General features: G+C 67.2%; 20 protein-coding genes. 16 read left to right on the top strand and 4 right to left on the bottom strand.

The genetic code is table 11. From position 1 onward, the window contains the following. The first annotated feature begins 130 nt into the window (after positions 1-130). The 3 genes from AC1DT6_RS01140 to AC1DT6_RS01130 all read left to right on the top strand — a co-directional run bounded on the left by AC1DT6_RS01140 (position 131) and on the right by AC1DT6_RS01130 (position 2,791). Positions 131-1,693, top strand: coding sequence for a leucyl aminopeptidase (locus AC1DT6_RS01140; RefSeq protein ID WP_441625379.1), 1,563 nt, complete (start codon positions 131-133; stop codon positions 1,691-1,693). Positions 1,694-1,766: 73 nt separating this feature from the next. Continuing rightward, a complete protein-coding gene (locus AC1DT6_RS01135) occupies positions 1,767-2,210 on the top strand; it encodes a DNA polymerase III subunit chi (protein WP_276289852.1) in 444 nt (147 codons plus the stop codon). Then, positions 2,207-2,791: a hypothetical protein gene (locus tag AC1DT6_RS01130; RefSeq protein WP_441625377.1), complete on the top strand. Its 585-nt coding sequence runs from the start codon at positions 2,207-2,209 to the stop codon at positions 2,789-2,791. Before AC1DT6_RS01135 ends, AC1DT6_RS01130 begins: the two co-directional genes overlap by 4 nt. A gap of 121 nt (positions 2,792-2,912) precedes the next feature. On the opposite strand, the gene ilvD is transcribed toward AC1DT6_RS01130, so the two are convergent. Beyond that, positions 2,913-4,586 carry a dihydroxy-acid dehydratase gene (gene ilvD, locus AC1DT6_RS01125; RefSeq protein ID WP_441625375.1) on the bottom strand — a complete coding sequence of 558 codons (1,674 nt, stop codon included), beginning with the start codon at positions 4,584-4,586 and terminating at the stop codon, positions 2,913-2,915. Positions 4,587-4,750: 164 nt separating this feature from the next. Between ilvD and AC1DT6_RS01120 the strand changes: the two genes are divergently transcribed. The 3 genes from AC1DT6_RS01120 (at position 4,751) to AC1DT6_RS01110 (ending at position 8,788) form a co-directional block, all read left to right on the top strand. Beyond that, on the top strand, positions 4,751-5,761 hold the full coding sequence (locus AC1DT6_RS01120; RefSeq protein WP_441625373.1) for a LysR family transcriptional regulator: 1,011 nt from the start codon (positions 4,751-4,753) through the stop codon (positions 5,759-5,761). Positions 5,762-5,847: 86 nt separating this feature from the next. Continuing rightward, positions 5,848-6,660 carry a prolipoprotein diacylglyceryl transferase gene (lgt, locus tag AC1DT6_RS01115; RefSeq protein WP_035875993.1) on the top strand — a complete coding sequence of 271 codons (813 nt, stop codon included), beginning with the start codon at positions 5,848-5,850 and terminating at the stop codon, positions 6,658-6,660. 316 nt (positions 6,661-6,976) lie between these two features. Beyond that, complete coding sequence (locus AC1DT6_RS01110; RefSeq protein ID WP_441625371.1) at positions 6,977-8,788, top strand: cytochrome P450; 1,812 nt, start codon at positions 6,977-6,979, stop codon at positions 8,786-8,788. Between the two features lie 41 nt (positions 8,789-8,829). Here the strand turns inward: AC1DT6_RS01110 and AC1DT6_RS01105 are convergent, their stop codons facing one another. Together AC1DT6_RS01105 and AC1DT6_RS01100 are read right to left on the bottom strand one after the other, a co-directional pair. Beyond that, positions 8,830-9,804: a Bug family tripartite tricarboxylate transporter substrate binding protein gene (locus AC1DT6_RS01105; RefSeq protein WP_441625369.1), complete on the bottom strand. Its 975-nt coding sequence runs from the start codon at positions 9,802-9,804 to the stop codon at positions 8,830-8,832. A 139-nt stretch (positions 9,805-9,943) separates the two neighbouring features. Next, complete coding sequence (locus AC1DT6_RS01100; RefSeq protein ID WP_477102998.1) at positions 9,944-10,906, bottom strand: LysR substrate-binding domain-containing protein; 963 nt, start codon at positions 10,904-10,906, stop codon at positions 9,944-9,946. A gap of 179 nt (positions 10,907-11,085) precedes the next feature. On the opposite strand from AC1DT6_RS01100, the gene AC1DT6_RS01095 reads away from it, so the two are divergent. The 7 genes from AC1DT6_RS01095 (at position 11,086) to AC1DT6_RS01065 (ending at position 19,142) form a co-directional block, all read left to right on the top strand. Beyond that, positions 11,086-12,258 (top strand): CaiB/BaiF CoA transferase family protein, encoded by a 1,173-nt coding sequence (locus tag AC1DT6_RS01095; RefSeq protein WP_441625365.1) that lies wholly within the window; start codon positions 11,086-11,088, stop codon positions 12,256-12,258. After that, a complete protein-coding gene (locus tag AC1DT6_RS01090; protein ID WP_441625363.1) occupies positions 12,255-13,094 on the top strand; it encodes an HpcH/HpaI aldolase/citrate lyase family protein in 840 nt (279 codons plus the stop codon). Before AC1DT6_RS01095 ends, AC1DT6_RS01090 begins: the two co-directional genes overlap by 4 nt. 344 nt (positions 13,095-13,438) lie before the next feature. Continuing rightward, positions 13,439-14,140, top strand: a complete 702-nt coding sequence (locus AC1DT6_RS01085; RefSeq protein WP_441625361.1) for a GntR family transcriptional regulator — start codon at positions 13,439-13,441, stop codon at positions 14,138-14,140. A 10-nt stretch (positions 14,141-14,150) separates the two neighbouring features. Then, on the top strand, positions 14,151-15,608 hold the full coding sequence (locus AC1DT6_RS01080) for a malonyl-CoA decarboxylase domain-containing protein (protein WP_441625359.1): 1,458 nt from the start codon (positions 14,151-14,153) through the stop codon (positions 15,606-15,608). Positions 15,609-15,700: 92 nt separating this feature from the next. After that, on the top strand, positions 15,701-16,687 hold the full coding sequence (locus AC1DT6_RS01075; RefSeq protein WP_441625357.1) for a Bug family tripartite tricarboxylate transporter substrate binding protein: 987 nt from the start codon (positions 15,701-15,703) through the stop codon (positions 16,685-16,687). 43 nt (positions 16,688-16,730) lie between these two features. Then, positions 16,731-17,513, top strand: coding sequence for an enoyl-CoA hydratase/isomerase family protein (locus AC1DT6_RS01070; RefSeq protein ID WP_441625355.1), 783 nt, complete (start codon positions 16,731-16,733; stop codon positions 17,511-17,513). 75 nt (positions 17,514-17,588) lie between these two features. Beyond that, positions 17,589-19,142, top strand: coding sequence for a malonate--CoA ligase (locus tag AC1DT6_RS01065; protein ID WP_441625513.1), 1,554 nt, complete (start codon positions 17,589-17,591; stop codon positions 19,140-19,142). Between the two features lie 51 nt (positions 19,143-19,193). Here the strand turns inward: AC1DT6_RS01065 and AC1DT6_RS01060 are convergent, their stop codons facing one another. Further along, complete coding sequence (locus AC1DT6_RS01060; RefSeq protein ID WP_441625353.1) at positions 19,194-20,003, bottom strand: LytR/AlgR family response regulator transcription factor; 810 nt, start codon at positions 20,001-20,003, stop codon at positions 19,194-19,196. 240 nt (positions 20,004-20,243) lie between these two features. Between AC1DT6_RS01060 and AC1DT6_RS01055 the strand changes: the two genes are divergently transcribed. The 3 genes from AC1DT6_RS01055 to AC1DT6_RS01045 are packed head-to-tail and all read left to right on the top strand — an operon-like array spanning position 20,244 to position 24,124. After that, the gene (locus tag AC1DT6_RS01055) at positions 20,244-21,110 is read left to right on the top strand and encodes an FAD binding domain-containing protein (protein WP_441625351.1); all 867 of its coding nucleotides are present in this window, start codon (positions 20,244-20,246) and stop codon (positions 21,108-21,110) included. Between the two features lie 44 nt (positions 21,111-21,154). Beyond that, a complete protein-coding gene (locus tag AC1DT6_RS01050; protein ID WP_441625349.1) occupies positions 21,155-21,673 on the top strand; it encodes a (2Fe-2S)-binding protein in 519 nt (172 codons plus the stop codon). A 36-nt stretch (positions 21,674-21,709) separates the two neighbouring features. Beyond that, positions 21,710-24,124, top strand: coding sequence for an aerobic carbon-monoxide dehydrogenase large subunit (locus tag AC1DT6_RS01045; protein ID WP_441625347.1), 2,415 nt, complete (start codon positions 21,710-21,712; stop codon positions 24,122-24,124). Positions 24,125-24,139 lie beyond the last annotated feature (15 nt).

The raw sequence follows: 24,139 nt of genomic DNA, 5'->3' as shown, positions 1-24,139 counted from the left end.
TTCCGGGCTGCCGGCCGGCGCGGGCGATGTCGGTGCCGGAGGTGCTTGCTAGCAAGCATAGCGGACCGCCGGCAGCAAATCGCGGATAATAGGAGCTTTCGTGGTGGACGAGCCCCTGGAAGGAAGCGCGATGGAATTTAGCACAAAAGCCCTGGATTGGAGCAAAGCGGGCCAAAATGGTTTCCTGGCGACCAAGACCGATTGCCTGGTAGTGGGCCTGTTTGAAGGTCAGAGCCTGGCCGGCGTGGCCAAGGCACTTGACGTGGCGACAAAGGGCTTGGTGTCCCGCATCGTCAAGCTCGGCGATTTCGAGGGCAAGCGCGGTACGCAGCTGATGCTGCACGAAGTGGCCGGCGTGGGCGCCGCCCGCGTGCTGCTGGTGGGATTCGGCAAGGAAGCCGAGTTCGGCGACAAGGCATTCGCCGAAGCCGTGCGCACTTCCCTGCGTGCCTTGTCCGGCACGCGTGCCGCCAATGTGCTGTGGTGCCTCGCCCAGCAGCAGGCGCCCCAGCAGGCCGGCAATGCCCGCGACCTGGCCTGGCGCCTGGTTACCACCGTCACGCTGATCCGCGAAGCCGGCTACCGCCTGCTGGAGCGCCATCCCGGGCTCAAGCGCGCCAACGCCAAGGGCAACGGCGCCGGCAACGGCAATGACAAGCTGCCTGGCCTGCGCAAGGTGGTGCTGACGGTCGACGCGGCCGACGCCAAAGCGGCGGCCCAGGCCGTGGTGCGCGGCGCGGCCATCGCCAACGGCATGGAGCTGACCAAGGACCTGGGCAACCTGCCGTCCAATATCTGCACCCCGACCTACCTGGCCAACACCGCGCGCGGCATCGCCAAGCGCCACAAGCTCAAGGTGGAAGTGCTGGGCCGCAAGCAGCTGGAAGCCCTCAAGATGGGTGCCTTCCTGGCCGTCACCAAGGGCGCCGTCGAGCCGCCCCAGTTCATCGTGCTGCGCTACGACGGCGCCTCGGCCAAACAGGCGCCGGTGGTGCTGGTGGGCAAGGGCATCACCTTCGATACCGGCGGTATCTCGCTCAAGCCCGGCGAGGGCATGGACGAGATGAAATACGACATGTGCGGCGCCGCCTCGGTGCTGGGCACGCTGCAGGCGGTGGCCGAGATGGGCCTCAAGCTGAACGTGATCGCGGTGGTCCCCACCTGCGAGAACATGCCGTCCGGCAACGCCACCAAGCCCGGCGACGTGGTCACCAGCATGTCCGGCCAGACCATCGAGATACTCAACACCGACGCCGAAGGCCGCCTGGTCCTGTGCGACGCGCTGACCTATGTGGAGCGCTTCAAGCCGGCCGCCGTGGTGGATGTGGCAACCCTGACGGGCGCCTGCATCATCGCGCTGGGCCACGTCAACAGCGGCCTCTACGCCCGCAACGACGGCCTGGCGGATCAACTGCTGCAAGCCGGCCGCAAGGCCATGGACACCGCCTGGCGCATGCCGCTGGACGATGACTACCAGGACCAGCTCAAGTCCAACTTCGCCGACATGGCCAATATCGGCGGCCGCCCGGCCGGCAGCGTGACCGCGGCCTGTTTCCTGGCGCGCTATACCGAAAAGTACGACTGGGCCCACCTGGACATCGCCGGCACGGCCTGGAAGAGCGGCGCCGCCAAGGGCGCCACCGGCCGTCCGGTGCCGTTGCTGACGCAGTTCCTGATGGATCGCGCCGGCTGACGGCGGGGGGGGCCGGCGCCGCCTTCCGGCGCCGGCCCGCCCGGTTTCATCTTCACAGGATTGGTTTTCACCCATGACGCGTATCGATTTCCACAGCAACGTGCCCGACAAGCTCGGCTACGCTTGCCGGCTGATCCGCAAGGCCTACGGCGCCGGCCAGAAGCTGGTGGTGCACGGCGCGCCGGAGCAGCTGGCGCAGCTCGATGCGCGCTTGTGGACATTCTCCGCGCTGGATTTCCTGCCCCATTGCGGCGTCGACAGCCCGCATGCCGGCGTGACGCCGATCGTGCTGGCAGCCAGGCTGGACCAGGCCCCGCATCACCAGTTGCTGATCAACCTCAGTGTTGAGACGCCCGCGCAATTCGCCAGTTTCGAGCGCATGATCGAGGTGGTCGGCAGCGACGCCGGCGACCGGGCCGCGGGGCGCGAGCGTTTCCGCCTTTACCGCGAACGTGGCTATGCGCTGGCCCACCACGATATCGCACAGGCCAGCCAGGGCAAGGGGGACGCCGCATGACCGAACGCACCACCTCGCGCGTGATCCCGCGCATCGGGCCCAACGACAGCATTCCATTGCTGACCGAGGTGATCGACCTGCCTGCCGACGGCGCCAGGCCGCCGGTGCAGGACGGGCCGGGCGCGGGCACGGTCGCCCGGTCGGAAGCCGAGGCTGGCGGCCGAAGCCATGCCCAGCCCGCTCCCGATATCAGCTGGCCCGGTGCGCTGACCCATGTCGTCGTGCCGCGCGAGGCGGGGGCGGGCATTCCCGCCGTCGAGGTGCCCGCGCTGCACCAGCCCACCCCATCCGCCCGGGACGGTGCCTATTCGGTTTCCCATGCCGCAGCCCACGCCAGCCCGCCGCCCAGCGCGGACGAACTGCGCGCGGTGCGCAGCGAGTTGCTGACGCGCGTGATGATGCGTTTTCGCACCGAGTGGCCGCAGGTGGTGGAGGCCCATACGGAGGCCACGCTGCAATCGCGGCTAGCCCCGCTGACCGCGCAGCTGGCGTCGGAACTGACGCAGTCGCTGGAGGCCCGGCTGGTGGAGTGGCTGGATGCCACGCTGGAAGAAATTGAGCGGGATCCGGGCGGCATGTGAAAGCCCCAGGCACGGAACGAAGCCGACGAACAGGCCAGGCGGGTGTTCGAGTCTCCGCCGCACAAAAAAAAGCCCGCGATCGCTCGCGGGCTTTTCCTTTCCGGCGCCAAAGCACTCAGCCTCAGTCCGTCACTGCGCCCTTGCTTGCCGTCGAAGCCAGCTTGGAGAACTTCGCCAGCACGCCACGCGTATAACGCGGTGCCGGCTGCTTCCATGCCGCACGGCGCTTGGCCAGTTCTTCGTCGCTCACGTTCAGTTGCAGCAGCAGCTTGTGCGCGTCGATGGTGACCGAGTCGCCTTCCTGCACCAGCGCGATGTTGCCGCCCACGTACGCTTCCGGCGCCACGTGGCCGACCACCATGCCCCAGGTGCCGCCCGAGAAGCGGCCGTCGGTGATGAAACCGACCGACTCGCCCAGGCCCTTGCCGATGATGGCCGAGGTGGGGGCCAGCATTTCAGGCATGCCGGGGCCGCCCTTGGGACCCAGGTAACGCAGCACCAGGATGTCGCCGGCATTGATCTTGTCGGCCAGGATGGCGTCCATGGCGCTTTGCTCGTCCTCGAACACGCGGGCCGGGCCGGTGATGACCGGGTTCTTCAGGCCGGTGATCTTGGCGACCGCGCCTTCCGGAGCCAGGTTGCCCTTCAGGATGGCCAGGTGGCCTTCCTTGTACAGCGCGCGCTCGATCGGCAGGATCACGTCCTGGTCGGCGCGCGGGGTGTCCGGCACGTTTTCCAGTTCCTCGGCCAGGGTGCGGCCGGTGATGGTCAGGCAGTCGCCATGCAGCAGGCCGGCCTTGAGCAGGATCTTCATGACCTGCGGGATGCCGCCGGCGCGGTGCAGGTCGGTCGCCACGTACTGGCCCGAGGGCTTCAGGTTGCAGATCACCGGCACCTTGCGGCGGATGCGCTCGAAGTCGTCGATGGTCCATTCCACTTCGGCCGAGTGGGCGATCGCCAGGTAGTGCAGCACGGCGTTGGTGGAGCCGCCGGTGGCCATGATCAGCGCGACCGCGTTCTCGATGGACTTGCGCGTGATGATGTCGCGCGGCTTGATGTCCTTCTTGATGGCTTCGACCAGCACGCGCGCCGATTCGGCGGCGCTGTCGACCTTTTCCTGGTCCGGGTTGGCCATGGTCGACGAGTACAGCAGCGACATGCCCAGCGCCTCGAACGAGGAGCTCATGGTGTTGGCGGTGTACATGCCGCCGCACGAACCCGACGATGGGCAGGCATTTTTCTCGACACCCTCGAAGTCTTCCTGGCTCATGCGGCCGGCGGTGAATTCGCCCACGGCTTCGAACGACGACACGATGGTCAGGTCCTTGCCCTTCCAGTTGCCCGGCTTGATGGTGCCGCCGTACACGTAGATGCCCGGCACATTGGTGCGCGCCAGCGCGATCATGCCGCCCGGCATGTTCTTGTCGCAGCCGCCGATCACGACCACGCCGTCCATCCACTGGCCCTGGGTCGCGGTCTCGATGCAGTCGGCGATGACTTCGCGCGAGATCAGCGAGTACTTCATGCCCTCGGTGCCCATCGACATGCCGTCCGAGATGGTCGGGGTGCCGAAGATCTGCGGGTTGGCGTCGGCGGCCTTGATGGCGTCCACGGCGGCGTCGGCCAGCCGTTGCAGGCCGGAGTTGCACGGCGTGATGGTGGAGTGGCCGTTGGCGATGCCCACCATCGGCTTGTCGAAGTCTTCCTTCTTGTAGCCCAGCGCGTAGTACATCGAGCGGTTGGGGGAGCGCGCCACGCCTTGCGTGATGTTCTGCGAACGTTTGTTGTATGCCATGGGAATCTCCGGGGGAATGTGCCGGCCTGCGAGGGGCGCCCCGAGGTAGCCGGGGACCGGGCAGGCTCTTGCCATGTTGTGGACGAGAGCATGCCGCTTGCCTTTTATGCTGTCAAATATATTATTCAACCTTTATTGAGTCGATAAACATATCAGGAGCCCATGTGGACCTGCGCCAGCTGCGCTACTTCGTGACGGTGGCGGAGGAGTTACATTTCGGCCGTGCCGCGCGGCGCCTGGCCATGACCCAGCCGCCGCTTTCCCAGCAGATCCAGGCACTGGAAGAGGAGATCGGGGTGCAACTGTTCGCCCGCACGCGGCGCTCGGTGGCGCTCACGCCGGCCGGCCAGCAATGGCTGCCCGAGGTGCGGCGCGTGCTGGCGGACGCCGCCGCGCTGCCGGGGCTGGCCCAGCGGCTGGCGCGCGGGGAGGCCGGCACGCTCTCGCTGGCCTTTGTCAGCACGGCCGACTACGGCATCCTGCCCGACCTGCTGCGGCGCTTTCGCGCGCGCCATCCCAATGTGCAACTGCAGCTGCGCGAGGCCACCAGCGATATCCAGCTGGAGGCCTTGATGGAAGGCACCATCGACGCCGGGCTGGTGATCCGCCCGCAGTTGCCGGCGATGCCGCATGGCGTTTCCTATCTGCCGCTGGTGCGCGAGCCGCTGGTGCTGGCGGTGCCGGAAGGCTGGCGCGCGGGGACGGGGGAGGGCACCGGGGCAGCAGGCGTTTCCCTCAGGGATGCGGCGCACGAGCCCCTCATCATCTTCCCCCGGCGAAGCGCGCCGGCGTTTTATGACATCATTACGGGCTGTTATGCGCGCGAAGGCCTTACGCCGGTCATTGCCCAGGAGGCTATCCAGATGCAGACCATCGTCAGCCTGGTATCGGCCGGCATGGGGGTGGCGCTGGTGCCGGCGTCGCTTTGCAACCTTCGCCGTACCGGTGTGTCCTACCTGCCGTTGCGCGACGCCGGGCCCGATATCGAGACCGGCCTGGTGTGGCGCGAGGCCGGAGCGGGCAGCGTGAGCCCGGTGCTGAGGTCGTTCATCGAGATTGCCGGTGCGCTGGCGTCTGCCATGACGCTGACGCAATTGGCTGGCATAAAGCCGGGCACGGAGCCCGGCACGAATGTAGCCATCCGGCGCGCGGCACGGCCGCAGGCTGAACACTGACATCCGATACCGTCCGGGCGTATTTCATATTTTGTTGTTCGAATTTGTCTGCGGCGGTCTTCCTTCAACCCAATTCCACGGCACACATGCTGATTCATCCCCAATTCGATCCGGTCGCCATTCATCTCGGCCCGCTTGCCATCCGCTGGTACGGGCTGATGTACCTGGCCGGTTTCATCATGTTCCTGTGGTTTGGCCGCCTGCGCATCCGCCAGCCGCATATCGCGGCCCAGGGCTGGACCGTCAAGGACCTGGACGACATGCTGTTCTTCGGCGTGCTGGGCGTGATCCTGGGCGGACGGCTGGGCTACGTGCTGTTCTACAAGGCCGACTACTACCTGAGCCATCCGCTCGAGATCTTCAAGGTGTGGGAGGGCGGCATGGCCTTCCACGGCGGCTTCCTGGGCGTGGTCGTGGCGATGTGGCTGTTCGGCAAGCTGCGCGGGCGGCACTGGATGGAGGTCACGGACTTCATCGCGCCGATGATTCCCTGCGGGCTGGCGGCCGGGCGCATCGGCAACTTCATCAACGGCGAGCTGTGGGGCCGCGCCACCGACCTGCCCTGGGGCATGATCTTCCCGCAGGCCGGCGACAACATCCCACGCCATCCTTCCCAGCTCTACCAGTTCGCCGGCGAAGGCGTGGCGCTGTTCATCATCCTGTGGTTGTTCGCCAGGAAGCCGCGGCCCATGGGCGCCGTGTCGGGCGTGTTCCTGATCGGCTACGGGGGCTTCCGTTTCCTCGCCGAGTTCGCGCGCGAGCCGGACAACTTCCTTGGCTTGCTGGCGCTTAACTTCTCCATGGGCCAGTGGCTAAGCCTGCCGATGATCCTGGCTGGCGTGGCGATGCTGGTCTGGGCCAACCGCCGCGGGCACGCGGCGCAGGCTTCAGTGCGCTGACCTCTGCCACTTCTGCCGGCGGATTGAAGAAAGCGGGCCGAGGCCCGCTTTTCTTATGGGTCCGCCCCATTGGTTTGGCCGCGCCTGTGCGTCGACGACGCTAATGTGATGGCCGCGTGGTCTCGGCACGGTGGCCCCGGCAGGCGCGTCAACGGCGCTTGGGCAGGACTGCTGGCGGTGTATATGCTTGCTTTCAGGCGGGCTGTTTGCCGCAGAGGCTGCCACGCCGATGTGCGCCACTGCCGTCGCAAGCCGGACAGTGGCGGTTTCAGCGGCGCATGCCGTCTGGCTTGAAGTCCGGCCAGGGGAGAAATCGATGGAAATGGCGCGTGAGGCTGCGGGACCCGAGGCTTCCTCGACGCGGGTGCGCCTCGCGGCCGCTTCGGAGCTGCGCGACGATGTTGCGTTGCCTGCCAGGGTCGACGGCGTGGATCTCGTCGTGATCGGGCACGGCGGCGGCGCGCTGGTCTACCAGGGGCATTGCCCGCACCGGGGCACGCTGCTGGCCGAAGGCGCCATCGAGCATGGCGTGCTCACTTGCCGCGGCCACGGCTGGCGCTTCGACTGCGGCTCCGGCACCGTGGTCGAGCGGCCCGAAATCTGCCTGAAGCGGTTTGCCGCCGTCATCGAGGACGGCGCGGTCATGGCGGACCGCGACGAGATCCTTGCGTGGCAGCGCCTGCAGGCGCTGCCGGATCCGGCAGCGCCATCCCCAGGCCCGGGCCCCGGCCTGCGCTCGCTCTCGGAGCTTCCCGGTCCGAAAGGCCTGCCCTGGTTGGGCAGCGCGCTGCAGTTGCAATGGCAGCAGCAGCGGATGCATCTCGTCTTCGAGCAATGGTGCGAGGAATTCGGCCCCCTGTTCTGCGTCCGCATGGCGAACCGGCCAGCCCTGGTGATCGCCGAAGGGGTATTGATCGACAAGATCCTCCGCGACCGGCCCGCGACCTATCGCCGTATCGGCGCGCTGGAGGCGGTGGCGCTGGAGATGGGCGCGCTAGGCGTGTTCTCCGCCGAGGGCGAGGTATGGCGCAGGCAGCGCCGGCCGGTGGCGCAGGCGCTGGACGCGCACCGGCTGCGTGCCTTCTTGCCGATGCTGGCCAGCGTCACGCGCAGGCTGGAGCGGCGCTGGCATAAGGCGGCCGCGCAGCGGCGGCGGGTGGATGTGCAGCACGACCTGATGCGCTACACGGTAGATGTGACGACCGCCCTGGCCTTCGGCTACGACATCAACACGCTGGAGCGCGAGGGCGAGGTCATCCAGCAGCATCTCGAACAGATCCTGCCGATGGTGAACCGGCGCGTCAATGCGCCATTCCCGTACTGGCACTATGTCAGGCTCCCGGCGGATCGCTCGTTCGACCGCGCCCTCGCGGCAATCCACCAGATCATCGGCGAGTTCATCGCCGCGGCCCGCGAGCGGCTGGCGCGGGCGCCGGAGCTTGCCGCGCAGCCGGCCAATTTCCTGGAGGCGATGCTGGTGGCCCAGCAGACGGGGCAGGCGCCGCTGGACGACGAGGAACTGTTCGCGAATATCTTCACGATACTCGTAGCGGGCGAGGATACGACCGCCAATACCGTTGCCTGGATGATGTACTTCATGTGCTGCCACCCGGAGGTGCAGCGCAGGATGCAGGAGGAGGTGGGGATAGTGCTGAGGCAGGCGGACGTCCTGCAGGACATGCGGGATGCCGCCAGGCTGGTGTACGTGGAGGCGGTCGCGCACGAGTCGTTGAGGCTCAAGCCGGTCGCGCCGCTCTTCTTCCTGGAACCGAATGAAGACGTGGAAGTGGGCGGCGTCCGGGTGCCGCGCGGGACGCTGCTGGTGTTGGTGAACCGGCCCAATGCACTGCAGGAGCACAACTTTCCCGCAGCCCGCGAGTTCCGGCCGGAGCGCTGGCTGCTGGGCGCCACTCCGGCGGCCCAGCATCGCAGCGGCTTCGTGCCGTTCGGCTCGGGACCGCGCTTGTGCCCCGGACGCAGTCTCGCGCTGCTGGAGGCCAAGGCGGCGATTTCGATGGTCTGCCAGAACTTTGACATCCGCCACGCGCCCGAGTCGGGCCCGGTCGGGGAGGCTTTCGGCTTTACGATGATGCCGACGGACCTTTGGGTGATGTTCTCGGCGCGATAGTTGAATGGCCAGCCTGGCTGATCAGCCAGGCGGCAGCGTCGTCAATCCACCTGCGCCCCGGACTTCTTCACGATCACCGCCCATTTGTCGAGATCGGCCTTGAGCATGGCGCCGAACTGCTGCGGCGTGCCGGCGAGGACTTCGGCGCCTTGCGCCGCCAGTTTGTCGCGCAGCGTCTTGTCGGCGAGCGCGGCCTGCATGGTCTGCGCGAGCTTTTGCGTGACTTCCTTCGGCGTGCCCCTGACCGCGAACAGGCCGACCCACAGGTCGCCGCTGTAGCCGGGCACGGTCTCGCCGATGGCCGGGATGTCTGGCGCGAACGGCGAGCGCCTGGCGGAGCTGACGCCGAGCGCGCGCACCTTGCCGGCCTTGATATGCGCCAGCACCGAGGGCAGGCTGGCGAAGGCCAGCGGCACCTGATTGCCAAGCACATCGTTGAGCGCCGGCGCCACGCCCTTGTAGGGCACGTGCTCCAGCTTGATGCCGGCCATGCTGTTGAGCATTTCGCCCAGCAGGTGGTTGAGCGTGCCGTTGCCGGCGGAGGCATAGCGGTAGAAATCCGGCTTGGCCTTGGCCATGCTGATCAGTTCGGGCAGCGTCCTGGCGGGAAAGGCGGGGTTGGCCACCAGCACATTGGGCACGCTCGCCACCGGCGAGATCGGCTCGAAATCGCGCACCGGATCGAACGGCACCTGGCGGTACAGCGACGGGTTGATGGCCTGGGTGCTGCTGATGGTCATCAGCAGGGTGTAGCCGTCGGGCGCCGAGCGCGCGGCCGTCTGCGTGCCGATATTGCCGCCGGCGCCGGGGCGGTTTTCCACCACCACCTGCTGGCCGAGGCGTTGCGACAGGTCGGCCGCCACCAGGCGCGCGACGATGTCGTTGGTGCCGCCCGGCGCCTGCGGCACGATCATCTGGATAGGCTTGGCGGGATAAGTCTCGGCCTGCGCGGCGGCGCCGGCGAACAGCGAAATCGCCGCGGCGATGCCGGCCAGGACATGGCGGGTGCGTTGCATGGTGTCTCCTCGATGTTGGGATGGCGGCATAGCAGTCTTTTCCTGCCGATGGCTACGCCTTGCCTGTCGCTGGCAGCGACTCTACACGAGGGTTTTGCGCCGGAGAAATTCAATCGCCGACTACCGCCATAAGATTTATTTATTCCGCTGAACCTGGCTGGGCGGCGCCCGGCGCTGGCTTGAGCGAGCCGCCCTGGGCGATGCGCGCGTCGACGATCTCGCGCAGGATCTCGGCCACCGCTTCCGCCGCGCGCGTGCGCGGCAGCGCGCGGGGCCAGCACAGCGAAAGCGTGCGGCGCAACTCGGGCAGGATCAGGCGCGTGGGCATGGCGGCATCGCTCGGGTCTACCGCCGAGGCCGGCAGGATGGTGCAGGCCAACCCTTCGCGCGCTGCGCCCAGCAGGAAGGGCAGGGAGTCCAGGTCGGCTACCACATTGAGTGCCGCGCCAGCCTGCGCGAAGCCGCGCTCCAGCACTTCGCGCAGGCCCTGCGAGCCGCTCGGCAGGACCAGCGGCACGCCCGCCAGTTGCCTGAGCGCGATGGTGTCGCGGCGGGCACGGCGGCGGCCGGCGGCGTCTGGCGCCTCGGGCGGGTTGCCGATCAGGTACAGCGACTCGCTGGCCAGCATTTCGGGTTCCACCGCGCGCGAAGCCGTGTCGCGGAACAGGATGGCGAAATCGAGCCGGTTGTTGTTGAGCAGCTCCGAGATGTAGCCGCTCATGCTCTCAAACAGTTGCAGGCGTACCTGCGGGTAGCGCGCCCGCACCGCCCGGATCAGCGGCATGCCAAAGGCCGCGGCGGCGGTGGTGGGCAAGCCGATGGCCACCGCGCCGGAGACCTCGGCGCCCGCCGCACGCACGTCGGCGCCGGCACTTTCCACCTGCTTGAGGATGGTGCGCGCATGCCGGTACAGGGTCTTGCCGGCCTCGGTCGGCTTCACGCCCTTGGGGCCGCGGTGCACCAGCGGCACGCCGTATTCGGCCTCCAGCGCGGCAAGTTGCTGGCTCAGCGCCGGCTGCGCCACGCACACCGCTTCCGCGGCGCGGGTCAGGCTGCCGTGGTCGACGATGGCCACGAAGTAGCGCATGGAGCGGATATCCATTGGGTGTCCTTGGTTTGGCGTTTCCCGTGTGAGGTATTTATTCTACTTATGGGCGACTAGGCATTCCCTATTTCCCAGCGGATGCCGCCAGGCGCTAGATTGTGGGCTGGCCGGCCGGTTTCGCGCTTTCGCGCCGCCGGCCTCCACCCCCACGTACCCAAGCATCAACGAGTCCAGCCATGTCCCAACCGCTGCAAGGTATCACCGTCGTATCCCTGGAGCAGGCGATTGCCGCGCCGTTCTGCACCCGCCAGCTGGCCGACCTCGGCGCGCGCGTGATCAAGATCGAGCGCCCCGGCGTGGGCGACTTCGCGCGCGCCTACGATAACCGGGTGCGCGGCTTGTCCTCGCACTTCGTGTGGACCAACCGCTCGAAGGAGAGCGTGACGATGGACGTCAAGCACGCGCAGGCGGCACCAGTGCTGGACGCGCTGCTGGCGCGCGCCGATGTGCTGGTGCAGAACCTGGCGCCGGGTGCGGCGGCGCGTCTGGGGCTTGATTACGAGGCGCTGAGCGCGCGCTTTCCGCGCCTGATCGTTTGCGATATCTCCGGCTATGGCGCCGACGGTCCCTACCGCGACAAGAAGGCCTATGACCTGCTGGTGCAGAGCGAATCGGGCTTTGTCTCGGTCACGGGCACGCCCGGAGAGGGCGTAAAGGCCGGCGCCTCGGTGGCCGACATCGCCGCCGGCATGTATGCCTACAGCAATATCCTGGCGGCGCTGATCGAGCGCGGCCAGACCGGGCGCGGCAAGCGCATCGATATCTCGATGCTGGAATCCACCGTGGAGTGGATGGGTTTCCCGCTCTACTACGCCTTCGACGGTGCCGAGCCGCCCCCGCGCGCCGGCGCCGCCCATGCCACCATCTATCCCTATGGCCCTTTCCCCACCGGCGACGGCAAGACCGTGATGCTGGGCCTGCAGAACGAACGCGAGTGGAACACCTTCTGCCAGCGCGTGCTGGAAGACCCGGCGCTCGCCACGCATCCCGACTACGCCGACAACACCCTGCGCAGCGCCAACCGCGCCGCGCTGCGCGCGCGCATCGTGGAGGCATTTGCCGCGCTCAGCGCCGAGCAGGTCACCGCGCGGCTCGAAGCAGCCGGCATCGCCAACGCGCGCGTGAACACCATGGCCGATGTCTGGGCGCATCCGCAACTGGCCGCGCGAGCGCGCTGGCGCCAGGTCGATACGCCCGCCGGCCCCGTGCCCGCGCTGCTGCCGCCCGGCGTGCAAGAGGCGCGCATGGACCCGGTGCCGGCGGTGGGCGAACATACCGACGCGGTGCTGGCCGAACTTGGCCTGACGCCCGCGCAGGTGGCGGCGCTGCACGGCGCGGGCGTGGTATGAGCGACGCTGCTGCCATCAGGGCGCCCGCCCGCAGCTACCTGTTCGTGCCCGCCACGCACCCCGAGCGCATCGGGCGCGCGATCGGTTCGGGGGCGGATGCGGTCATTGTCGATTTCGAGGACGCGGTGGCGCCCGACGCCAAAGCGTCGGCGCGCGAGGGCCTGGCCGGTTCCTGGCTACAGTGGCAGGCCCGGGCGGCCGCCGCCGGCGTGTCTCTGCTGGTGCGCGTGAATGCCGCCGACAGCGAATATCACGCGGGGGACCTGGACTGGTGCCGCGCCCGGCGGGCGCGTGACCTGGTATTGCCCAAGGCCGATGCCGCCGCCCTCGACGCGCTGGCGCTTGCCTTGCCGCACGCCAATTATTATCCGCTGATGGAAACCGCTGCGGGCTTTGCCGACCTGCGCGCGGTGAGCCGCGCGGCCGGCGTGGTGCGGTTGCTGTTGGGCAGCATCGACCTGATGTTCGACCTGGACGTGGCGGACGAGGACGAGCCGCTGGACTATTTCCGCGCCAGGTTGGTGATGCATTCGCGCGCGGCGGGATTGCCGGCGCCGGTGGACGGGGTTTGCACGGCCATCGGCGATGCCGTGGAGCTGGCCCGGCAGACCACGCGCGCGCGGCGCTTCGGGTTTGGCGCCAAGCTGCTGATCCATCCGCAGCAGGTGGCGCAGGTGCATGCCGGGCTGGCGCCGTCGGAACGGGAGCGGGCCTGGGCGCGGCGCATCGTGGCCGCCGCCGCCGGTGCGCAGGGCGCCGCGCTCGCGGTCGACGGCAAGATGGTGGACCGGCCGGTACTGGAGCGCGCGCGCAAGATCCTGCGGCAGGCCGGCTAGGTTGGGGCGGTGGGCGATCCGCGCGCGTGCTGCGCCGCGTCAGCGAGCGCCAGGGCGAGCGCTGGCTGGTGCGGCGCCTGAACGGCCTGCGCTGGAGGCGCCGTGCGACCGGTGCGGAGCGTGGCCTGGAAGGTGGCTAGGGCGCTGGCGAAGTGCTTCCGCAGCCTGCTTCAGCAACCAAAACGCGCCTTGTCACATGAGCGGCGCACGCTGCGCATGCCGCTGCGCAGCATCGAATTGTCTTGTCATTGCGCCACCGTTATTCATAATTATGAATTATTGGGCCTGGCAAGACACATCCGAGGCCATCCCGATGCCATTGCATTCTTCCATCCGGAGGCACCATGCGCATCATCCAGCAGGCCCTGTACCTCGAGGTGGCGGAGCGCCTGCGCACCATGATCGACGAGCACGCGCTGATGCCGGGTGCCTGGATCGACGAAGCCAGCGTGGCCGAATCGATGGGTATCTCGCGCACGCCGATGCGCGAGGCGCTCAAGGTCCTCGCCGCCGAAGGCCTGGTGCGGCTGGAGCCACGCCGCGGCTGCTTCGTCAATGCGCTGTCCGAGCAGGACCTCGACGAGATCTTCCCGCTGATGGCGCTGCTGGAAGGGCGCTGCGCCTATGAGGCCGCGCGTAACGCCACCGCTGCCGACCTGGAGGCCCTGGAGAGCCTGCATGCCGATCTGGCGCGATACGCCCAGGGCGGCAATATCGACGCCTACTACGAAACCAATTACCAGATCCACGAAGCGATCCAGCAGCTCGCCGGCAATCGCTGGCTGTCTGGGCTGATCAGCGATTTGCGCAAGGTGCTGCGGTTGTCGCGCCACAAGAGCCTGAAGCTGCCGGGCCGCATCCGCGAATCCTGCGCCGAACATCTGTCGGTGTTCTCCGCGCTCAAGGCGCACGATCCCGAGGGCGCCGAAACCCTGATGAAGACACACTTGCTGCGCCAGCGCGCCGCGCTCAGGGCGCTGGACGCGGCAGAGTTGCAGGCGCCCGCGGATACCGCCGCGGGCGCCGGTTCATCCATCCATCGATAGCAGGTACCCCATGGATACCCTCAGCAACAGCGAACAGAAAGCCAGTGCTCCCGTCAGTGCTCCCCTCAGCGGGCCCGAGCCCTCGGGCGAGACCCTGTTGTCGCGCTTCGGCCGCTGGTGGGGCCGCAAGGGCGAGCGCGATGGCAACGCGAGGCCCGATGCCGGCATCGCTGCCAAGGCGGACGCCGGGCCCGTGACCTTGCCGGCCCGTGTGCTGCGCAGGCAGCGCGAGCAACTGCGCCTGTGCTTTGACGCGCGCCTGACCGACGGCGCCGCCAACACCGCCGCGCAGACCTGGCGCGCCGAGTACGAGGCGGCGGGCGACGATGCGCGCCAGGCCATGCTCGCCGTGCTGGCGGAAGTCGCGGCCAATGGCAGCACGGAGGCGGGCGAGGACGGCAAGGCCGCCAAAGCGGCCGCCGGCCTGCCGCAAGCCATGTCGACCGCGCGCATCCGTTTCTTCAAGCGCCTGGCCGCCTTGCACGGCCAGCAGGGCGCCAGCGTGTGCGGCCTGCATTTCCTGATCGGCTTGCGCGCCGACATGCTGCGCTGGCATAAGCGCGTGCCGGGCCTGCACCCGCTCGACGACGATCTCGAAGCGCTGTTCTCCAACTGGTTCGACGTCGGCCTGCTCGAATTGCAGCCGATCACCTGGGACTCGCCGGCCTCGCTGCTGGAGAAGCTGATCCGCTACGAAGCCGTGCACGAGATCGCCTCCTGGGCGGATTTGCGCAACCGGCTCGATTCGGACCGGCGCTGCTATGCCTTCTTCCATCCGCGCATGCCGCGCGAGCCACTGATCTTTGTCGAGGTGGCCTTCGTGCCCGAGATGGCGGCAAACGTCCATGCGCTGCTGGACGAGGCCGCGCCGCTGGAAGACCTGCGCCGCGTGAAGTGGGCCATCTTCTATTCCATCTCCAATACGCAGGCGGGCTTGCGCGGCGTGAGCTTTGGCAATTTCCTGCTCAAGCGCGTGATCGAGGAGTTGCAGCGCGAGTTTCCCAAGCTCAAGCAGTTCGCCACGCTGTCCCCAATTCCCGGCTTTGCCGACTGGCTGCGCAAGCGCGACGGCGAGTCGGTGGGCAAGGTGCTGGGCGACAAGCGCCTGGCGCGCTGGAGCGAGCGGCACGGCGCCCCGCCCGCCGACGGCGCAGGCTGGCTGGCGGCGCTGCCGGCGGATTCCGAGGACGTACTGGTGCGCGACACAGCGCTGGCGCTGGCCGCGCACTACCTGGTGCGCGAGCGCCAGCAGGCGCTGCCGGCCGACCCTGTGGCACGCTTCCACCTGGGCAATGGCGCCTGCGTGGAGCGCCTGAACTGGGCCGCCGACCTGTCGCGCAAGGGGCGCGCGCAGTCGTGCGGCATGATGGTGAACTACCTTTACGCGACCGAGGCGCTGGATGACAATCTGGTTCGCCTCGGCAACGGCAACCCGCGGATCAGTCGCGCGGTGAGCAAGCTGTTGTGACCCTCGTCAGGTCGTAAACAGGGCCATTTTCACGGGCCATTCAGCAGTCCTTCATTTGACTTTCCGCAGCATAAGAGAGAGGAGATAGGTTCATGAATCGTCGTCAGTTTCAACTGGCAGGGCTGGCTTGCGCGCTTGGCGCGGGTCTCGGCGCGGTTGCTCCCGTGGCGCAGGCCGACACCTGGCCGTCCAAGCCGATCACCGTGATCGTGCCGTTCCCCGCCGGCGGCGGCACCGATGCCTTCGCCCGTCCCCTTACCGCCCAGCTCTCCAAGCAGCTCGGCAAGCAGTTCGTGATCGACAATCGCGGTGGCGCTGGCGGGACGGTGGGCGCCAGCATTGCATCCAAGGCCGCGCCGGATGGCTATACCGTGTTTATCGGCGGCGCCCATCATGCCATTGCGCCGTCGTTCTACAAGAAGCTCGACTATGACATCGAGAAGGATTTCATCCCCGTCACGGTGATCGCGCAGCCGCCGCAGGTGATCGTGGTGAACCCGGCCAAGGTGAGCGCCAACACGCTGGGCGAACTGATTGACTATGCCAAGAAGAACCCTGGCAAACTGAACTACGCCTCGGCCGGCAATGGCTCCTCCCACCACCTCGCGGGCGAGCTGTTCAAGCTGCAGACCAAGACCTTCATCACGCATATTCCCTACAAGGGCGCGGGTCCTGCGCTGTCCGACCTGATTGCGGGCCAGGTCGACATGGACTTCGACGGGCTCGGCTCCTCGGCCCAGCATATCCGCGCCGGCCGCATCAAGCCGCTGGCGGTGGCTTCCTCCAAGCGTTCGGCCGCTTTCCCGAATGTGCCGACCGCCGCCGAGGCGGGTGTGCCCAACTATGAAGTTTCCACCTGGTATGCGATGTGGGTGCCCAAGGGCACGCCCAAGGACATCGTAGACAAGCTCTACACCGAAGTGGAAAAGGCACTGAACACGCCGGAGATGAAACAGATCTGGCTTGCCAACGGCTCCGATACGCCGGCCTACACGCAAGAGCAGTTTGCCCAGTTCCAGCGCGCCGAGATCAAGCGCTGGGGGCAGGTGGTGCAGCTGTCCGGCGCCAAGATCGACTGATGAGGAATCGACCAATGCATCCTGGTGCGCGTGGAGCGCAGGCATGAGCGGCGCGGTGGAGTTCGCGCGCGACGGTGACGTGGCCACCGTCACGCTGTCGCACGCGGGCAAGCTCAATGCGATCTCGGTGGCGATGTGGCGCGCGCTGGCGGAGGGTTTTGCGCAGCTGTCGGCCGATCCGTCGCTGCGCTGCGTGGTGATACGCGGCGCCGATGGCAACTTCGCCGCCGGCGCCGACATCGCCGAGTTTCCCGGGGAGCGGGGCGACGCCGCCGCGCTGCGCCGCTATCACGTGGCGGTGATCGCGCCGGCACTGGCCGCCATCGCCGGCTGCCTCCATCCCACGGTGGCGATGATCGAGGGGGTTTGCGTGGGCGGCGGGCTGGAGATCGCCTGCCATTGCGACCTGCGCATCGCCGCCAGCGACAGTCGCTTCGGCGTGCCGATCAACCGTCTCGGCTTTCCCATGGCCCCCGGCGAACTGACGGGGCTTCTGGCCCTGGCTGGCCGCGCGGTGACGCTGGAGATCCTGCTGGAGGGGCGCGTGTTCGACGCCGCCGAGGCGCGCGACAAGGGGCTGCTGACGCGCGTGGTGCCGGCCACGGCGCTCGGCGAGGAAGTGGCCGCCACGGTGAAGCGTATCGTCGCGGGCGCGCCGTTGGCTGCACGTATCAACAAGGAGAGCATCCGGCGTCTCGCGCCGGCCCCCGAGCCGCTGAGCGCGGCGGAGCTGGAGGCGCACTTCCGCTATGGCGGCAGCAGCGACCATGCCGAAGGCGTGGCCGCATTCCTGGCGCGCCGGCCGCCGCGCTTTACCGGGCAGTAGCAACGGGCCTATCATTGCCGGCTATTGATCGGGATGCCCATGCTATTGCCGATTCCGTTTTTTATCTTCCGCAACATGAACGCCAACCTGTTCGCCCTATTTGAATCCCGCTTTCCGGCGGATCGCAGTGCCTGCTGCATCGAGACCCACGACGGCCTCTACTACAGCTGGGACGACCTCGACCGCGCCACCGCCCGGATGGCCAACCTGCTGACCGCGCTCAAGCTGCCCGAGGGCGCGCGCGTGGCGGTGCAGGTGGAGAAGTCGCCCGAGGCGCTGTTCCTGTACCTGGCCACGCTGCGCGCCGGCTACGTCTACCTGCCGCTCAATACCGCCTACCAGGAGGCCGAGATCGATTATTTCGTCGGCAATGCGGAGCCGGCGGTGGTGGTGTGCAGTAGCGCTAACTTCGGCTGGGTTTCCAAAGTGGCGTTCCGCCACGGCACGCAGCATGTGTTCACGCTGGACGACGACCGCTCGGGCTCGCTGCTGTCCCGCGCCGCCGCGCAGCCGGACAGCTTCGCCACCGTGGCGCGCGGCGCCGGCGATCTTGCCGCCATCCTGTACACCTCGGGCACCACCGGGCGCAGCAAGGGCGCCATGCTGAGCCACGGCAACCTCGCTTCCAACGCGAAGACGCTGCACGAATACTGGGGCTGGCGCAGCGACGACGTGCTGCTGCACATGCTGCCGATCTTCCACGTGCACGGCCTCTTCGTGGCTTCGCATGGCGCGCTGCTGGCCGGCGCCAAGATGATCTGGGCGCCCAGGCTCGACATGGCCCAGGTGCTGAAATTCCTGCCGCGTTCCACCGTGATGATGGGCGTGCCCACCTACTACGTGCGCATGCTGCAGGAGGCGCGCTTCGACGACGATACCTGCCGCCGCATGCGGCTGTTCGTGTCCGGCTCGGCGCCGCTGCTGATGGAGACCTTCGACGCCTTCCGCGAGCGTACCGGGCACACCATCCTGGAGCGTTACGGCATGAGCGAGACCGTGATGCTGGTCTCCAACCCTTACGAGGCGGATGCCGGCGAGCGCATCGGCGGCACCGTCGGCAAGGCGCTGCCGGGCGTTTCCGTGCGCGTGGTGGATGGCGACGGCAAGGTTTGCGCGGCCGGCGAGATCGGCAACGTGGAGGTGCGCGGACCCAACGTGTTCCATGGCTACTGGCGCATGCCGGAAAAGACGCAGGAAGAGTTCACCGAGGACGGCTGGTTCAAGACCGGCGACGTGGGCCGCTTTGGTGGCGCCATCGTCAGCCAGGCCGGCGAGCGCAAGGTGCCGGACGACTACCTGACCATCGTCGGCCGCAGCAAGGACCTGATCATCTCCGGCGGCTACAACGTCTATCCGAAGGAGATCGAGAGCTTTATCGACGAGATGCCGGGCGTGGCGGAAAGCGCCGTGATCGGCGTGCCGCATGCCGACTTCGGCGAAGCGGTGGTAGCGGTGGTGGTCGGCAAGCCGGGCGCGGAGCTCGACGAGTCCATCCTGATCGGCTCGCTCAAGGGCCGCATCGCCAACTTCAAGGTGCCCAAGCGCGTGCACCTGGTCGATGAACTGCCGCGCAACACCATGGGCAAGGTGCAGAAGAACGTGCTGCGCCAGCAGTTCGCGGCGCTGTAAGCCTGCGAGGCGGCGGTCAGGGCCGCCGCCTCGCTGTCATGCCGGCCTGGCTCACCTGGTCACGCCGAGCCACTCCTTCAGTTGCGTGGCCTTCGACCGGCTCACCGGCACCAGCGTGTGTTCCGCATCGTCCATCACCAGCTGGATATGCTCTTCCGACCGGATCACTTCGATCGCGTGCGGAAGGCTGACGATATGGCTGCGGTGGACGCGCAGGTAGACGCTGTCATCCAGGCGATGCTCAAGATCCGTCAGCGAGAGATTGGACAGGTAGCGCTCGTCCCTGGTCACGATCGTCGTGTAGTGGCCATCGCCCTGGAACCGCACGATGTCCTTCAGGTCCACCAGGATCACGCGGTTCTTGCGGTACACGGGAATCTTGAATAGCCGCCGCGGCGACGGCACGTTGCCGCCCGCGCGCTGTTCATCCGGTTCCGTGGTGAGATCCGTCACGTCGTAGAAAATCATGCAGGTGCCGCAGATACCGCCCGAGGCCGTCATCTTGGACACCTTGATCAGCAGGATCCGGTCGGGGATGTTGATCATCATGGCGAGCGGCGGAGGCGACTTCACCGGGCATCCGCTGGCGTCCTCCGCCTGAAGCAGGAAGCGCAGCTTCTCCCGGCTTTTCTCCGGGTGCAACTGCAACACATCGATCCCGATCAGCTTGTCCTGGCTGACGCCCAGCGACTGCTCGCTGGCGGGGCCCAGGATTTGCATCGCCACATCGTTGAACGCGGTGACATGCCCCTGCGCATCGAGCCAGACGATGCCCGGATTGAACTGCTCCAGTTTGTGCTGGAACGTCTCCTGGCGACGCGCATCGGGCGTCGTCACGGTGAAGGGCGCATGGCGGTCCATTCACATCTCCTGGTCATTCATGGGGCCCCTCGTGCGCCTGGCCCGGCATTTCCCTTGTGCATTTCTGTTGTATGTGCAACCTGCATTTCGTGCAAGTTTCCGACGCCTGGCGCAGGCAAAACGGCCGTTCGGGAATTCAAATTGCTTTGCTGCGGTGCATTCTGAAATGCTGCAAGAAACACTGCGCGCCCGGGGCATCGCTGGCCTGGACGGGAACTGGCGCATGACAAGGAGACCGATGTGATACCTCGTCCGTTCGAATATCACTTGCCGAAGACGTTGCCGGAGGCGTTTGCCTTGCTCGGAGAGTACGGCGACGACGCCAAGCTTCTTGCCGGCGGCCACAGCCTGCTGCCCATGATGAAGCTGCGCTTCGCCGAGCCCGGCCACCTGATCGACCTGGGCAAGCTGGCGGAACTCAAGGGCATTCGCGAGGACGGTGGCGAGATCCGCATCGGTGCCATGACGACCGAGAACGAGCTGATCTGGTCGGCCTTGTTGCAGGAGAAATGCCCTCTGCTGGTCGAAGGCGCGCGCCAGATCTCGGACCCGCAGGTGCGCTACCGGGGCACGCTCGGCGGCGACATCTCGCACGGCGATCCGGGCAACGATCATCCGGCGCTGATGATCGCGCTGGACGCCTCGTTCGTGCTCGCGGGCAAGCTTGCCGAGCGCGTGGTGCCGGCCGACGGCTTCTTTCTCGGCACCTACATGACGCTGCTCGAAGCGGACGAGATCCTGACCGAAATCCGCATTCCGGTGCCGGCCACGGGCAGCGGCCATTGCTACGCCAAGCTCAAGCGCAAATCCGGCGACTTCGCCACCGCCGCCACGGCGGTGATGCTGCGTATGCGCGGCGAGACCGTGGAGGATGTGCGCATCGCGCTGACCAATGCCGCGCCGACCGCCCTCAGGGCCAGCGACGCAGAGCAATACCTGCGCGGCAAACCGCTCGACGATGCCGCCATTGCCGAGGCCGCGCGGCTGGCGATGGCCATCTGCGACCCGGCCGAGGACCTGCGCGGCGACGTCGAATACAAGACGGCGATGGCGGGTGAGATGACGCAGCGCGCGCTGCGCGTTGCTTATTCGCGCGCCGCGCACTGAACTGGCGATACGGTAAGCCGATAAGCAGGTTCCGGAGGCACGACATGAGCAAAAAGACGATGGTGTCGTTCAGGCTGAACGGCAAGGACACGGACGTGGTGGTCGAGCCGCGCGAACTGCTGATCCACACATTGCGGGAGCGGTGCCTGCACACCGGCCCGCACATCGGCTGCGAGACTTCGCATTGCGGCGCCTGCACGGTCGACATGAACGGCATGTCGGTCAAGGCCTGCACGGTGCTGACGGTGCAGGCGGAGGGCGCGGACCTGCTGACCGTGGAAGGCATGGCGCAAGGCGGCGAGCTGCACGCGCTGCAGGAAGCCTTCATGCAGGAGCACGCGCTGCAATGCGGCTTCTGCACGCCCGGCATGCTGATCCGCGCGCACCGGCTGCTGCAGGAGATCCCCGACCCGAGCGAGGAGGAGATCCGCTACTGGATGGCCGGCAACCTCTGCCGCTGCACGGGCTACCAGAACATCGTGAAAGCCGTGCAGTACGCCGCGCGCAAGCTGCGCGGCGAGGCGGTCCAGACCTCGCATCCGCTGATGGGCGAGACGCAGTGATCCCGCCGTCATCCAACATCGACGCAACGGAGAAGCATGATGGGAAATATGAATGCCGAATCCGGGCGCGTGGCCGCGCTGGAAGGCATGGGCTGTTCGCGCAAGCGCCGCGAGGATCCGCGCTTCCTGCAGGGCAAGGGCACCTATGTCGATGACATCAAGATGCCGGGCATGCTGTTCGGCGTGATGGTGCGCAGCCCGTACGCGCATGCGCGCGTGAAGAAGATCGACAAGTCGCGCGCGCTCGCGCATCCCGGCGTGCACGCCGTGCTGACCGCCGATGACCTGAAGCCGCTCAAGCTGCACTGGATGCCGACGCTGGCCGGCGACGTGCAGGCGGTGCTGGCCGACGAGAAGGTCTGCTTCCAGAACCAGGAGGTGGCGTTCGTCGTGGCCGACGACCGCTATGTCGCGGCCGATGCCGCGGAACTGGTGGAAGTGGAATACGAGGAACTGCCCGCGCTGGTCGATCCGCTGCAAGCCCTGGTGCCGGACGCGCCGGTGATCCGCGAGGACATCCGCGACAAGCAGGCGGGCGCGCATGGCGCGCGCAGGCATCCCAATCACATCTTTACGTGGAATATCGGCGACAAGGACAAGACCGACCGCGTGTTCGACAACGCTGAAGTCACCGTGACGCAGGACATGCTGTATCCCCGCGTGCATCCGTGCCCGCTGGAGACGTGCGGCTGCGTGGCGTCCTACGACAAGGCGCGCGGGGACCTCACGGTCTACATCACCTCGCAGGCGCCGCATGTGGTGCGTACGGTGGTTGGCCTGCTGTCCGCCATCCCGGAGTCGAAGATCCGCATCATCTCGCCGGATATCGGCGGTGGCTTCGGCAACAAGGTTGGCGTGTATCCCGGCTATGTCGTTTCCATCGTGGCATCGATCGTGCTCGGGCGGCCGGTCAAGTGGATCGAATCGCGCGCGGAGAATCTCAGCACCACAGCGTTTGCCCGCGACTATCACATGAAGGGCGAACTCGCCGCGGACAGCGACGGGCGCATCAAGGCACTGCGCGTGCATGTCGTCGCGGATCATGGCGCCTTCGACGCGTGCGCCGACCCCACCAAGTGGCCGGCGGGCATGTTCCATGTGTGCACCGGTTCCTACGCGATCCCCAACGCCTTCGTCTCGGTCGATGGCGTCTACACCAACAAGTTTCCTGGCGGTGTGGCCTACCGCTGCTCGTTCCGCGTCACCGAGGCGGTCTACCTGATCGAGCGCATGCTGGACGTGCTGGCGCTGGAGCTTGGCATCGACAAGACCGAACTGCGGCTGCGCAATTTCATACGCAAGGAGCAGTTCCCGTATCTCACGCCGCTGGGGCTCGAGTACGATTCCGGCGATTACGAAACCGCGCTGCGCAAGGTACTGGACGCCGTTGACTATCCCGCGCTGCGCGCCGAGCAGGCGGCGCGGCGGGCTGACAAGCATGCCGAGTGGCTGATGGGCATCGGTGTCAGCACCTTTACCGAGATTGTCGGCGCGGGGCCGTCGAAGTCGTGCGACATCCTCGGCATCGGCATGTTCGATTCGTGCGAGATCCGCGTGCATCCGGACGGCTCGGCCATCGCCCGGATGGGCACGATCACGCAGGGGCAGGGCCACCAGACGACTTACGCGCAGATCATTGCTTCGGAGGCCGGCATTCCGGCATCGGTGATCCAGGTGGAGGAGGGCGATACGTCCACCGCGCCGTACGGCCTTGGCACCTACGGCTCGCGCTCCACGCCGGTTGCCGGCGCGGCGGTGGCGCGGGCGGCGCGCAAGATCCGCGAGAAGGCCCGGCTGATCGCCGCGCACCTGTTCGAGGTCGGCCCGGACGATGTCGAGTTCGACCTGGACCGCTTTGCCCTGAAGGGTTCGCCCGGACAGTTCAAGACCTTGAAGGAGGTCGCATGGGCCGCCTACAACAACGTGCCGGAAGGCATGGAAATGGGGCTGGAAGCGGTGGACTACTACGATCCGCCCAACTTCACCTTCCCGTTCGGCGCCTACGTTTGCGTGCTCGATATCAACCGCTACTCGGGCGAGACGCGGGTGCGCCGCTTCTACGCGCTGGATGACTGCGGCACGCGCATCAACCCGATGATCATCGAAGGGCAGATCCACGGCGGGCTGACGGAGGGCTTCGCCGTGGCGATGGGGCAGGAGATGCCCTACGACGAAGCCGGCAACCTGCTGGGCGCCACGCTGATGGACTACTTCATCCCGACCGCGATCGAAACGCCGCACTGGGATACCGATTTCACTGTCACGCCGTCGCCGCATCACCCTATTGGCGCGAAAGGCGTGGCCGAATCGCCGCACGTCGGCTCGATCCCGTGCTTCACCTCGGCGGTGGTCGATGCCTTCGCGCACCTGGGTGTCACGCATATGAACATGCCCCACAGCGCCTATCGCGTCTGGCAGCAAAGCCGCGCGCTCGGGCTGGCGGAGCGCTGACGCCAGGAGCCCGCC

The organism is Cupriavidus sp. 01L45, from assembly GCF_056399885.1.
Note: the sequence above shows the minus strand (reverse complement) of the source record. Positions and strands in the feature narration are given on the sequence as shown.